General features: G+C 36.5%; 10 protein-coding genes and 1 pseudogene. 8 read left to right on the top strand and 3 right to left on the bottom strand.

Annotation, left to right across the window (positions count from 1 at the left end):
* Positions 1-534: 534 nt before the first annotated feature.
* Both FJR09_RS18875 and FJR09_RS18870 read left to right on the top strand, forming a co-directional pair.
* On the top strand, positions 535-1,440 hold the full coding sequence (locus FJR09_RS18875; RefSeq protein ID WP_168652750.1) for a DNA cytosine methyltransferase: 906 nt from the start codon (positions 535-537) through the stop codon (positions 1,438-1,440).
* Positions 1,388-1,801 carry a hypothetical protein gene (locus FJR09_RS18870; RefSeq protein ID WP_168654159.1) on the top strand — a complete coding sequence of 138 codons (414 nt, stop codon included), beginning with the start codon at positions 1,388-1,390 and terminating at the stop codon, positions 1,799-1,801. The genes FJR09_RS18875 and FJR09_RS18870 overlap by 53 nt, the downstream gene beginning before the upstream one ends.
* Before the next feature lie 214 nt (positions 1,802-2,015).
* Here the strand turns inward: FJR09_RS18870 and FJR09_RS18865 are convergent, their stop codons facing one another.
* Complete coding sequence (locus FJR09_RS18865; RefSeq protein WP_254433154.1) at positions 2,016-2,405, bottom strand: hypothetical protein; 390 nt, start codon at positions 2,403-2,405, stop codon at positions 2,016-2,018.
* Between the two features lie 624 nt (positions 2,406-3,029).
* Complete coding sequence (locus tag FJR09_RS18860) at positions 3,030-3,500, bottom strand: helix-turn-helix transcriptional regulator (protein ID WP_174783340.1); 471 nt, start codon at positions 3,498-3,500, stop codon at positions 3,030-3,032.
* Between the two features lie 499 nt (positions 3,501-3,999).
* On the opposite strand from FJR09_RS18860, the gene FJR09_RS24470 reads away from it, so the two are divergent.
* The 4 genes from FJR09_RS24470 (at position 4,000) to FJR09_RS18840 (ending at position 11,140) form a co-directional block, all read left to right on the top strand.
* Positions 4,000-4,794, top strand: a complete 795-nt coding sequence (locus tag FJR09_RS24470; protein WP_174782902.1) for a hypothetical protein — start codon at positions 4,000-4,002, stop codon at positions 4,792-4,794.
* 49 nt (positions 4,795-4,843) lie between these two features.
* On the top strand, positions 4,844-5,323 hold the full coding sequence (locus tag FJR09_RS18850; RefSeq protein ID WP_168653297.1) for a hypothetical protein: 480 nt from the start codon (positions 4,844-4,846) through the stop codon (positions 5,321-5,323).
* 69 nt (positions 5,324-5,392) lie between these two features.
* Positions 5,393-6,259, top strand: coding sequence for a tyrosine-type recombinase/integrase (locus FJR09_RS18845; RefSeq protein ID WP_217357035.1), 867 nt, complete (start codon positions 5,393-5,395; stop codon positions 6,257-6,259).
* A gap of 489 nt (positions 6,260-6,748) precedes the next feature.
* A complete protein-coding gene (locus FJR09_RS18840) occupies positions 6,749-11,140 on the top strand; it encodes a hypothetical protein (RefSeq protein ID WP_168653298.1) in 4,392 nt (1,463 codons plus the stop codon).
* 235 nt (positions 11,141-11,375) lie between these two features.
* On the opposite strand, the gene FJR09_RS18835 is transcribed toward FJR09_RS18840, so the two are convergent.
* Positions 11,376-12,674, bottom strand: a complete 1,299-nt coding sequence (locus tag FJR09_RS18835) for an IS4 family transposase (protein ID WP_168653325.1) — start codon at positions 12,672-12,674, stop codon at positions 11,376-11,378.
* Between the two features lie 180 nt (positions 12,675-12,854).
* Between FJR09_RS18835 and FJR09_RS25960 the strand changes: the two are divergent.
* A pseudogene (locus FJR09_RS25960) lies at positions 12,855-13,130 on the top strand (DEAD/DEAH box helicase family protein); the annotation flags it as partial.
* A 66-nt stretch (positions 13,131-13,196) separates the two neighbouring features.
* Positions 13,197-14,306 (top strand): type I restriction endonuclease subunit R, encoded by a 1,110-nt coding sequence (locus FJR09_RS18830; RefSeq protein ID WP_254433153.1) that lies wholly within the window; start codon positions 13,197-13,199, stop codon positions 14,304-14,306.
* Positions 14,307-14,312 lie beyond the last annotated feature (6 nt).

Genomic DNA, 14,312 nt, shown 5'->3' with positions numbered 1-14,312 from the left:
GAATTTACCATCAAATTTTCTTCATACTCATTTATTGGCTTGATATTAACATGGTAATACTGCCCTTTTTATCTATTCATAGAAGTTACATTTTGTCAAAAAAAATTAGATGCGTTTCCCCTGGAGGCTAATAGTCATGGCTAAATCTAAAAACACTTCTGTATCTAATTCTGAACCCCTTTTATTTTCAACTGAACAGTATTCTAGCGAAATAGGTAATCTAGAACGATTGCACCAATATGATCCGTATTGGAATGAAATTGTTCTAGATTCTAGTGAATTTTTAGAAGAAAATAAACAGGGAATTTCATTATCTCAATTATCCCAACTACCTACTGAAGAATTAGTCAAAGAAACTGAGAATAGTTTTACAGTAGGACAGCGGATATTTTCTAAAAAAGAGAATCTCAAGGGAGCGATCGCTAAAGTAGGTAAATCAGGGTTTGTGATTGATTGGGATGGATGGGTAACAGTCCCTTATTCCTTTAGCCAAATTGAAGAATTGCAACTATCAAAAATAGAGGGGGAAAATTCATGCTTACCCACGCCGCACTCTTCGCAGGAATTGGTGGATTTGAACTGGGAATTAAAGCCGCAGGTGCAAGCATCCAAACTACAATCTTTATCGAAAACAACCCAGAAGCCCAGCGAGTCCTTAGATATAGATTCCCCAAAATTGCCATCCATTCAGATATCACAGACTGGCAACCAGAACCAGGACAATTTAACCTGTACACAATTGGATTTCCCTGTACAGGTACAAGCATTGCCGGCAATGGATCAGGGCTTGAACATCCAGAATCAAGAATGTGGTTCTATGCCCTCAGAGCGAACTGCTTGCAGCAGCGCTTCGCTATCGCTACAGGAAGACCTGATTTCATTGTTATTGAAAACCCCGCAGGACTTATCAGAAACGGACTTAGAGGGGTTCTTGGAGGACTCAGAATGGTTGAATATCAGTGGGAAGATCCGCAAATCATATCAGCAGCGGAACTCGGCGCACCCCATGAAAGAGAAAGGCTGTTTATTATTGCCTACTCCTACGACGTATCCCAAAGGCTCAACGGGGTGCAGACCGGCTGGCACGAACAGATTAGAACAGAAGTTGCGGCCATTCATAGCCAAGGGGGACAAACTACATCCATCGGTGGCAGGGTGGATGATGGGATTCCCGATTGGTTGGGTGGAGTACCCATTAGCGGACACTGGCGAGATGCTATCAGTACAACTCCCATTTATCCCGGTGTTGGACACCATATCAAAAACAGACGGCACTGCGTTGACCTCTACGGACGAGCAGTTACACCTCAACAATCAGCGATCGCTCTCAAAAGAGTCTGTTATCTCGCAGCGAACTGCTTGCAGCAGCGCTTCGCTATCGCAGGAGTTGGAAACAGCGACAAACCTCGACAACCAAACCCCGACAATCACCAAAATTAAGGCAATTACTCTACATCAACCTTGGGCTTCTTTGGTAGGTAAGTATAAACATTATGAAACCAGGGGTAAAGCTACTAATTATCGGGGGAAAATAGCTATTCATGCAGCTATTAGGCAAGAAACAACGGATTATCAAGTCAATGAATTAGCTGATTTGTTGGTAGGGGAAGAAATACCTTTTGGATCTGTGGTAGCGATGCCTACGGCGAGCGTAATCGCTATCGCTGATTTAAGCGACTGTATCAAAATGACTGAAGAGTTTATCAGTCAACAAACTGAAACAGAATTGGGGTTCAGACGGGATATCTGCAAAATGGGACACATTGTAAAGTTTTGTGTGCTTAATTCTCAAAACTCTTAATTTACCGTTGTTTCAGCTTCCATCTGAACTTGATTGTTCAAAATGAAAACATCCCAAAAAAGGGTTATTTATGAGCAAGTTTGAGAAGCTGAACCGCGTAAAAAGTTGATTTTAGTGTGCAAAAGTTGAATGTTTCTTTACCATTTTCGGGCAAGTTAGTAAATCACTAAATTGGTTTCTGCAACATTTATTTACAACGTGTCCCATTTTACCCTTATCCCGGCTTGACCCCTATCTGTTGTGTTTCCACATCTGCAATTATGAGGACATTGGCAAGAATAGGATGACTAGGTTTAGCTGGAGTAGCACAATTCACTAAAAAGAGGGCATCGTAAAATTTAGCTTGTTCACATATTACCTCCATGCCTAATTCTTTGGGTATTGGAGGGTTTAACTTTGATTTAGATTTTTTTTGCTTATTCCGCTTCTTTTCGATGGGTTCAGTTGGAGTATCAGGGTTTGCAGATGTAGATTTCTTCTTTTTAAATCCAGGTATTTTTGTGATATCTGTTGATACTTCATTGTCTATTTCAGGATTAGCAACACTTGTTTGTTTTGTCTGCTTTACAGTCTTTATCTTTTGTCTTGATGCTGTTTGAGTCATAATCATTTATCTCTGGTTGCGTCATTACTAGAAAGATGACTGCGGTAGCAGAAATAAAATTATCCAGCACTAATTAAAAGTACGAAGATAAGTAGGTAGACGTGAAATAAGCAAAATGTGTAACGATACTCAATAAAATCATTACGATATCAATAGGGTTTTGGTGAAGGTATTGATAGGAGAGTTTTAGTTTAAAGAAGTGATGTAATGATGACATTTATCATATTAAAAAACAAAGCCACCAACCGCCTCAGTAAAAGGTTTAAAAGTTGCCTTTTATGTTTGTTTTCGGAGGGTGACATAAAAGGAATGTAACTGCTCAATAATCCGGGGTAAATCGTTTAATAACAAGCCTCAAATGGCGTAAAATCGTTCCCGAATAGGTAGTCCGCCCCATTTATTGAGCGAATACAAAGGAAAGAGGAATATTGGCTATTTAGTTTTACTGTTTAAGTTTTAAAGCAGCCAAATTCAACACAATTCGTTTTGGCAAAGCTTTCTTTATTTTCACTCTGTTCAGTCTGCCTACACAATTAAGATTTTAAATAAATTTAAACTTGATTTGAATTGTTATGCCTAGAGGATCAGACTAATATTCTCTGTGTAAATCTGTGCATCAAGATATCAAGCGCAATTATTTACATTTATCAAAGATTGGGCAGAAGAAACATCTGCAAAGGCACGGAGAGAACGAAAACGACTGGTAATTTCAGCCATTGCATCTAATAGTTCCTCCTCATCCGCAGTTTGAATCACTTCAACCAGAGAGCGCTTGACGGATTTGGGTGACTGATTTTCTTTACCTAACACCAGTTGATAAAAGAATTGTTTAGAACCAGGAGCTAAAACTTCCATACCATCCAACAACTTTGACAGGGTGGTAGTGCTAACGTCGCATTTTCCCCGACGAAACTCGGAAATGTGATTTTCTGAGACCTTGGTTTCGCCAGACAACTGTTTGGCACTAATCCTATACCGTTTTATTGTCGCATCAAAGGACTGGGACAGGGGGGACACTGAGTAAGAACTAGCTGAAGCCGAATGATTAACGGACACAGAGCAAGAAATAGCCGAGGCAGAATTATTAACTTTCATTACTAAAATTAGCTGATTGGCTAATTGACGATTACTTTATACAGCGATAGGCTAATTAAAAGATTAGAAACCTCCAATCCAATGTTAGATCAACATCAACAAATAAGCATCAGTTACCATAAGGCATTTTTTGTGCTTTAGCAATGACTAATTAACATCCTCCCACAGCTAATCGCCAGCGGTGTAGCAGGAGCATTCTTGTTGAATTTATCTAAAAAATCAACCCCAGTTTAGGTGAACAGGGGCAGGGCAGAGAAATTTATCCAATAGATTATGACACAGGGAATCTCAAAATTACAGGGTGGGTTCTATCCTCCCCAGTATCAAGAATGCTGGAGAGCTTATTGTGAACTCGCACTACCAAAGCCGTCTTTTCTCTACCATCCAGAGCCTCAAAAGATGCTTTGTTTATTTAGAGTGTGCAGTCTGGAAAAAACGGTGCTAATTCTAACTAACTGCTTAAAATCGTCTATTTTGGTCGTATTTAAGGAGGCGCAGGATGAATATTAAAAGCAGATTTTATCCTGTAACTCCTGAAATTTCCAAAGTCCTCCGTCAAGCAAAACTGACTGCTGCTGAATGGAGAATCTGGAGCTACCTGATTGAAATTGAACCTTGGGGAGATGTCTATCAGGATATTGATACCTTAGTAGTTATGACAGAGTGCCAAGTGAGCAAAGCTACATACTACAGAGCGATTGCCAAATTCCAAGAGTTGGAATTATTTGACTTTCAAGATAAAGGTATCAGTATTCGCAATCTCAAAGGTGTATCCAGTCTCAAAAATGAGACTCCAGTTGCAGAAATGAGACAGGATTCTCAAAAATGCGAAAGTAGTTTCAAAAATGAGACTCCAGTTGCAGAAATGAGACAAGATTCTCAAAAATGCGAAAATCAACCGCCACAACCCTCTCCTAGCAAGGATTCCCATTCTCCTCAGACTAAACAGACTTATTCAGACTATACAAACTCTCTCTCAGACAGCGAGAGAGAGAGTTTTTTGAAGTTTGGGTTAGAAAAAGCGAAAAAACTCCCTAAACCTCCAGAACTTCCCCATAAGTGGATAGAGACACATTGGCAAGAGATATTAGCCGAGTGGATGAAAGTACAGGGGAAAATTCCTCAAGTTCAGCAGCAAAAATGGGAGAACCATCCCCGTCGAGATGAGTGGCTCGCCAAAATTCGCGCTCTTGGACAATTTGGTTTTTATGCTGAGAACAATCAAGAAGAAAAAGAACGACGAGAATTTTTTAACTGGGCAAATGCTAATAACTTGATATGGGGTCAAACTTGACAGTCTTAGAGTCAACAGACACGCTCATTTTACGCATACCCTATATTTTATGATTGATGAATTACCGCAATTTGAACCAATTCCTTTGCGTCCTCAAGAGGAACAGCAAGAGGAGGAAATTTTCTATCCTCGGTGGCGATGTTTCTGTTGCCAAGATTCTGGTTTAGTCTCGCAGCATTTAGTTCAATTAATTATGCCAAAGTACAACTCAAACCGGGATAAATGGGTACTTTGCCAAGAAGCCAGTTGTGACGCAACTCAACGATGGAAAGACGTACCAATTCAAAATTTTGATACGCGCTTTATTCCCAATATTTGTAAAAAGCTGGATTTAATCAATCGGGACAACTGGCGGAATACTGTCAAGCAACAAATTAATATTCGTCAACTTGCTAAAAAACTGAAAATGCCTGGAAGCGGTGAACGCACTGACAATGATAATTGCGAAGTCCAGCAACGTAAGCAAGAGATTGAAGCAATTTCTCCCGAAGAATGGATGAAAATGTCCAATCAATATTTAGAGCAATAACCCGAATAAACAGAAAATTAATTATGTCAAACTCAAAATTAACTAAAATAGTACAAAGGTACTAGCAAGATGGACGCTTTAACTATTACGCAACCAAATGAAATTAACCAATATGCAAATAAATCTATTGATGTATTACTTAATATGTGGCTACATGGTAAAAGTCAAGCTACTCAGGACAGTTACAAGCGCGTTGCTAATAAGTTCTTAACTTTTGTCAACAAACCACTTGTTAATGCTGGTTTAGATGATTTACAGCAGTGGGTAGATTCTTTAAGTTCTAATGACAACACTAAAAAAACTTATAGCCATATTATCAAGAGTCTAATTAGCTTTGTATATGAGTTAGGGTTGATTAAATACAATGTCGGTAAACCCCTAAAAACTCCTAAGCCTAAAGACGCTTTAACAGAACGGATTTTAACGGAACAGGAAATTACTATCCTAATTCACAGTGAGAACAATACCAGGAATAAACTGATCTTAAAGATGTTGTACTACTGCGGGTTACGTGCTACTGAGTTAAGCGGTTTAACTTGGGGGGATTTGTCAGAACGTGGTGATGAGAATGGACAAGCTACTATATATGGTAAGGGTAGTAAAACCCGTGTGGTGATTATTCCCAGTAACTTGTATAAGGAATTGTCACAGTTAAGGGGTGATGCTGGTAAAGGAGATCCGGTGTTTAGAAGTAGACAAGGTAAGGGTTTTTTGACCAGGGCGATGATTTGGGAGATTGTTAAAAAAGCTTCACTGAGAATAGGTTTACCCGCACCTAGTCCCCATTGGTTGCGACATGGACACGCTTCACACTCATTAGATAGGGGAGCGCCTATTCATTTGGTTAGTCAAAGTTTAGGACACGCTTCTGTTGCTACTACTTCACGGTATTTACACGCTAAACCATCAGATTGTAGTAGCTTGTATTTACGGTAAGCTTTGAGGAGCAATGGTTGTAGAGTTTTTGTTCACAAAACTTTACATCATGTCCCATTTTGCACAAACCCCGGTTGGAGTACAACCGGAGTTGTTTATTTTTGGTTACGGTAACACGGTAAGTGGTTTATGTTGTTGTTATCACGGGATAATTCGCTTTCTTTGCTAGAATTTGACAGGAAAAGAGCGATTCCTACGGAGTGCTTCGCTATCGTATCCCTAGATGAAGGTAAACCCGTTATTCCTGTGTGGCTAGATGTTATTTATCAGGGGTGAGTAAGTAAGTTACCAAGGTAGCGATCGCATCCCTGGATGAAGGTAAATCTGTGATTCCTGTGTGGTTAGATGTTATTTATCAAAAATTACATATAAAATTAGGAAAGTAATATGTCAAATAACTAGCTATAATCAATGAAATTAATACACTTTAAATTTTAAATTCATTTTTAAAATCAACTTTTCTACGAACTTACTTATTTTTTTAACCTAATGCTAGAAATTAACTTTCAACATATCCGTCCTTATCATGGTGGCTTGACAGACGCATTTGAAGAATTATGCTGTCAAATATTTCACCGACTGTCTGATAATTCAATTCCAAATTTTCAACCACCACAAGGAAGCCAATTTCAACGTTTTCGAGGTGCAGGGGGTGATGGTGGAGTTGAAGCAATTTGGATTTTACCTAATGGTGATAAGTGGGCAATTCAATCTAAATATTTTCAAAAAGATAAATTAGAAAATTCTGAATTTAATCAAATGGAAAATTCACTGCAAACGGCAGTGAAGAATCATCCTGAAATTACCCGATACATTTACTGTATTCCATTTGATCCTACAGGAAAAAAAGCAGAAGGTAAGCTAGGAGAAAGTCAAACCGAAAAACTTGAAAAATGGAAAGAATATCAACTAGAACAATTGCGGATTGGAGAAGTATTTGTTTTTACATTAGCTCTCCTTGCACTTGTAAAGATTGGGTTATATGAATTTGAATCACTACTTCTATATCAATGCCAAAAATTGAAATACAATAAAATTAATCTTTCTATTGAATTTTGGACTGAAAGTGTACTGAGAAATTATTTACTTGCTGTAGATAAAGGAGGTGGTTTACGTCGCTATTGGTTTGACCATGAAGTGATGACAAAGGATTGGCTTCAGCAACGATTAAATGAGGCTAAATCTCAAGCTAAGAAACGTTATTGCCCAGAGATTTCTGTAAATGTTCCTGCTTTTGGAGCTTTGGAAGCTTTTGCTCGTCAAAATACTTGGAAAGAACAAGGAGATAAGTATTTAGAAGAATTTAATGATAATATTCAACAATGGCATAGTCATGTTAAAAATGTAAATGAATTACCAGGAAATAGCCATCAAATAGTTGAAAATATTACCAATCAGCTTATTTTATTACAATCTCTTTTATGTCAAGCTATTTATACTCAATCTTCTACTACTAATTTAAAGGAAGTTAACTTAAGAGTTAATCATCTAATAGAAAACACAAGAGAAGTAGAAAAAATATTTGATAATGATTTTAAGCAAAAATATGGTAAAAATGCAGATAGTCAACAATTTCGTCAGTTTCATGCTGAATATCAATGTGATTTTCCTGCCGCAAAATTAGACACGGCTCGTGATTTACTTAAATGTTTATATAAAATTTATAACTTGATAAATAGTCCAGAATATGTTCTACCTAGAAGCCAATTTATGCTGCTTCGTGGTTGTGCTGGAGTTGGTAAAACCCACGCTATTGTAGATCATGCCTTACATATTAATAAAATAGGACAAATATCTTTAGTCTTTTATGGTGAAGATTTTACTGGAGATGAACCTTGGAAGATTCTTGTTAATAAATTGGGTTTATCTAGCAATATAAGCAGAGATGAACTTTGGGGAATGATTGATTCCGCAGCCGAAGCAACAGAAAAACCCGCAATCATTTATATTGATGCACTTAATGAATCACCAGAAAGACGAAGATGGGAAACATCTTGGTTAGAACCTCTACGTCAACAAATTACTAACTTTCCAAGATTAAAATTATGTGTATCATGTCGTGATACTTATTTAGATGAAGTATTTAATAATAGAAGTGAGTGGGTTGAGGTTGAACATAACGGGTTTCTTAGACGTGAGTTTGATGCAATTAAGAAATTTTTTGAATTTTATGAGTTAGAAATACCAGCTACACCATTATTACAATCAGAGTTTGCCAATCCTTTATTTTTACATTTAGTCTGTCAAGCCATAGAAGGATTTGAATCTAGAATATTACCTCTTGGTACTATTGGATTTACTTATGTTTTAAGTTTATTACTTAGGGAAAAAAATAAACGAATATCAGAAGTTTGTCGTTATGATAACAGAGATGACAATGTTACTAAAGCTGTTAATGCTTTAGCCAAAAAAATGGCTGAAGAAAAAACTAGACTACTTTCAAGAGAAACAGCACAGACAATTGTTAATGAGATATTTTCCGTTGAGGATAGCAAACGTTCACTATTTATTCAACTAGAAAAAGAAGGTTTAATTGCTCTTATTGAACAAAAAGCTAGACCTTATGCACTAACCAAACAATGGTTTTGTCGCTTTACATTCGAGCGTGTAGCCGACTTTTTAATAGCGTTATTTTTATTGGAAGGAATTGAAGCTAATCAACTTAATTCTACCAATCCTAATGCAATAGAATCAGTTGATGAACTAAGCAATATTGTTATCAATAATTTTGACAATAAAACTTTAAATGAAAATCAAGGTTTACTAGAAGCACTTTCGATTATTTTACCTGAAAAATTTAACGTTGAACTAATTGACGTTATTAATAATACCAACATAGATATAGATCGTTATAAAATTTTGACAATTATTGCTTCTGGATTGCAATGGCGTACTATTGAAAGTCTTTCGGAAAGAACTGAAGAGTTAATTTATGGAGGTTTATCTAATTCTAATTGTTGTCCAACAATCTTAGATTCTCTTTTTGGAATTGCTGTCATTCCAAATCATCCACTTAATGCTGAGTTTATTAATAATTTACTAGAACAACAGGATTTGACAACTAGAGATCCATTTTGGTGTGCTTCACTTTATGAAGATTTTGAAAAGCAAAAAGGAGCTTGGCGTTTAATTGAATGGTCTCTGAAAGCAGATTTATCTTCATTTAGTGAAGAAACTAGTAGTTTATGGTCATTGTTTTTAAGTTGGTGTTGTGCCGCTTCAGATAGACGAGTTCGAGATAGAGCAACTAAAGGTTTAACCAGGCTTTTCATTAGTCATCCTAGTATTATTAAAATAACTCTAATTCGATTTTTTAATATTGACGATGATTATGTTTTAGAAAGAGTTAGTTTAGCTGCTTATAGTTCAATCTTGATGGTATATGATAACGATTTAATTAAGGATGTTGCTAACACAATTTATGCTGAAATTTTTGATATAGGTAACATTCCTGAAAATGCACTTATTCGTGATTGGCTAAGATTAATTATTGAATTAGCTCATAGTCGTAATCTATTAAATAATACTATTGATATCAATAAATTTAGACCTCCTTACAACAGTCAACCTATTCAAATTTCTTCAGAAGAAGAAATTGCTCATTTAATAAAGCAAGATGCTTTTAAGAGAAACATGAATCTTGATGAATTTCCTGGTGGATTTGGGGAAACTGATTTTGCTAAGTATGTCTTAAGATCCCGTGTTCTTAGTCATTATGATCTACAATCCGCAGGAATAAATCAAAAGCAAATCCATCGCTGGTTTATTAAAAATGTTTCTGAATTAGGTTATCCAGGTTTTAATGAACAGTGCTACAAGTATGATCGTTATCTTTTAGGGAAATATGGTGGGGGAAGAGGGAGAGAAACTTGGGCTGAAAGACTAGGAAAAAAATATTATTGGATTTTATTACACCGTTTAGCAGGAATTTTAGCAGATCACTTTCCCAGGAAAATAGATTCATGGTACAGAGAGACTGTTCTTCCAAGATTACAAGGTATAGACTTACGGGATATAGATCCCACAGATTTAAGAGCTTTTGATCCTCAATTAGAAATTAACACGGAATTGTATCAACCTGTTAATTATGATTTTGATATTACAGAAAATTTAAGTCATGATCAATGGGCAGAATTAAAAGATTTTCCAAACTTAACAGAAATATTAGAATTTACTGATAAACAAGGTGAAAAATGGTTCCATATATCACTTTCTTCTTCATTAGAAAAAGTTATTTCTAATGAAAATAATGCAAAATATCCCCATCGAAATTTAAGGACTTTAATCAGCACTGCTTTTGTACCTTACTCTGATATCAAAAATATTAAGACAGAACTATCTAATGATAACTTTATTGATGATTTAATAATTCGGCATGACTACAAATTATTGATATTAGAGTACTCAAATACTATCACCTGTCACCAACGTTTTGAAACTAGAGAAATAGATTTAAAATGTGAAATACCAGGTACAGAAAATGCAGAACTCACAATGATTCAACTTTTGAGGGGGAATGAGTGGGAATATGATTGTAGTCAAGATGAATATTCTGAAAATATTAATGTCCCTGCACCAGATTTAGTTAATTTTGGTAACTTAAAATGGGATGGTCAATCTAGTTGGTTAGATGAGTCTAAAACTATTCAAGTTACTGAAATATCTATAGGAAGTGGTTCTGGTCTTTTGATTAAAAGTGATTATCTTAAAAACTTTCTTCAAACTTCTTCGTTAGCTTTAATTTTTATTGGATTTCAAGAAAAATTCCTAATGAATAAGCAATTTTCAGGAGCTTCTAGTATTCATGAGCTTAGAACTGTATACATTTTTGATGGTCAAAACATTATTAACGCTTACAAAATTCATAAAACTATAAGGTAGGAATCTAAATTTTTGTTCCACAATTAGAATTAGATTAGAGATCGCTCTCAATATCCTAAATTTTCTGCTGATGTTATACCATGTCTACAAAAGGTGTAAAGCACTGATGACACCACCCTAGATCAAGGTAAATCCGTGATTCCGGTGTGGTCAGACGAAATTTATCAACAGTTAGCACTGAACTTGGAAACCAGCTAAATCTCATTGGTGATAAGTTAAGGCTGTAAGTCTTTTGTCAAGCGGTTTTTGGATAATTATTGAAAAAAAACTCGTCAGACCCCCGCTGGAGATCAGGAAAAGGCGCGACAATTAACTTAACATTTGGTTTTCGTTTCTGTTTGATAATACCTAAATCTCGATTTTGAGGGTCAGCAAAATACTTAACAGGATCGGTTGCCTTACCTTTTTGATGAGCCCTTGTAAAATGATAAAGACCACGATAAATCATTTCTAATGAAATATCATCAAAGGGGAGAGGAAGTTCGTCAGCTACAGCATCACCTAAATCGACTAAAACCGCATAAAATATCCAAGTTGCCCAAATCTGCAATTTAATTCCATTAATTGAACCCGTCCATAAATAACTTAACCCCAAGAGTCTTTTTACTATATTAAAAGCATCTTCAATCCGCCAACGTCGCCGATATAAATCCGCTACCACATAAGGAGGTAAAACATTAGGATCTAACACGCTGGTTAAATAGGAATGCCATGTTTTTCCTGACCGCACTTCAATCAAACGTAAGGTGATAAACGGAGTCTTTTTTGTGCCAGAACCAAGACGTATCTTCCGGTCTCGCAATCCATAACTATCTGTAAATATTTGTTCTACCTTGATTGCTGCTCCTTTCTTTATTCTGGTAATAAAGTCAACTTTCTTTTCAATTAATTGATGCCAAAAATTAAAGTGATAAAACCCTCTATCCAACAATAACAAGGTATTTTCTGTCACTAAATTTAAAATAGTTTCTTCTAGTTTAGTATCAGAAGCTTTAGGATTCTCTTCAAACCAAATCTCTACAGGTAATCTGGTCATTAAATCAATGACCGTACTCATTTTTCCTGCTAATTGTCCATAATGAGCTTCTTCTAAACTTTGTAATTTACGAAATAATGCTTCTAATGTTGAGCCGTCTACTATCCAAATTTTCTCGAATTTTAATAACGTAAATTGAATACTTTCTGGTAGTGGACGTTTATTTCTACTGTGCCAAGCTGCCCTCAAACTAGGCAATAAATCTTTAAATACTTTTTCAAATAATTCCGATGGAAATGTCAAAAATCTCTGTGATACGGCTTGTTGACTAACTTTCGTAGGATTACACCACAAGAAACCGTCTCTAGCTAACATTCTTGTCATTTCTCTGACCCCGGCTACGTCTCGCCATAATAAGGTTAACACCGCAGCCATCATCAACGATAAATTCAGTATCCTTTCTCTAAGTCCTAGTTTTCGGTAGTAATTTTCTTGATTTGTAATCGCTGGTGTCAGTAATCTTTCCAATTGCTTGGCTATTACTTCATCTTCCACCATTGGTCGCTGTTTCTTTTTTGCGTGGTCTCTGTTGGTTTTTTTACTGGTTGTCATGGCTGGACTCAATCGCTCAATTACTTGTCTAGACTGAGTTTCCCATGTTTTTGACCACTACAAATACCACCCTTGACAATTTCCCCTTTTCCTTAACTTGTCACCAATGGCCGTTACCAGGAGTTTACTAGCGGCTATTTTGATGTAGTTGTAGCTGATGAATGTCATCGTTCAATTTATGGGATTTGGCAAACGGCACTAACTCATTTTGATGCCTTCCATATTGGATTAACTGCCACACCAGCAGCCTATATTGAACGGAATACTTTTGATTTTTACAACTGCCGTAATGAGCAGCCAGATTTTACTTACTCTATTCAAACAGCATTTGAACAAAAGTATCTTGTTCCCTATCGGTTCGCTACTGGCATCACTGAAATTATTGCCGAAGGTGCTAAAGTTGATGATGTCTATTATGATCCAGCAGCCTTTGAACGCAAATGGACGAATGAGGCCAGTAACCGCCTAATGATGCAGGAATTTGATAGACTGGCTTGGGATAATTACCAAGAATTAGCACCAGGACAAAACATTGGTCCTGGTAAATCAATAGTATTTGCTTTGACAAAAAATCATGCAGCACGGTTAACCAGATATCTTAACGAATTACATCCAGAATGTAAGGGAAATTATGCTCAAGTAATTACCAGTGATGTTGCTAATGCTGATGATTTAATTCGCCAATTCAAAGATGAGAATTATCCACAAGTTGCAGTCAGTGTTGATATGCTAAATACTGGCTTTAACTGTCGGGAAGTTTTGCATTTAGTGATGTGTCGCACTGTGCGAAGTCCGATTCTTTATCAACAGATTCGTGGACGGGGGACAAGAACCGCGCCACATATTGATAAACAGAAATTTGTTATTTATGATTTTTTCAGAAATCACGAATATTTTAATGATAGTGATACTGATATTTATGCTGATACTGGTAGAGGTCACGTATCAAATAAAAGCAAAACTCAACAATCCCGTCCCCGTTCAGAATTAATTGAATTAGGACTGAGGGATAGATGGCAGCAATATGTTAGTTATGTAGAAGTAGGTACAGAAGGGGAACGGGTTGATAAACGTGATTATGTCACCAACTGGGAGCAAACTATTCAATCTGCTGTAATTAATGATCCTACACTCCAGAAAATTCGGGATGGAGAATTGTTGACGGAAACCGAAGAAACGGAACTGGTACGGCGTTTGAATACACCCCGCTACTACTTTAATGAAGATAATTTGAAGCGAGCTTATCGCAGTTATAATGGCAATCTAATTGATTTTATTCGGGCTGCATTGGGAATATTAAAGCTGAAAAGCCAGGAAGAATTACTAGAAGAAAACTTTAGAGCTTGGTTAGTTGCTCACTCTTTCGCACCTGCCCAAGCTCAGTATCTCTCATTATTAAAAAATCGGGGTATTGCCAAAGGACAGATAACCATAGATGATCTATTCTTGCCACCCCTTTCAGTTCTCAATGCGGCTGGTTTAGGTATAGAACTGTTTGGTGAGCAGGGATTACGGGATATTTTTGATGAATTAAACCGTTCTGTGTTCGCGGTGGATGCTACAGGTACAGAGGGCTAAAAACAA

The sequence above is a fragment of the Dolichospermum sp. UHCC 0406 genome, from assembly GCF_009712025.1.
Taxonomy (GTDB): Bacteria; Cyanobacteriota; Cyanobacteriia; order Cyanobacteriales; family Nostocaceae; genus Dolichospermum; species Dolichospermum lemmermannii.
The sequence above is the reverse complement of the archived record's forward strand: the minus strand, read 5'-3'. Positions and strand labels throughout refer to the sequence as shown.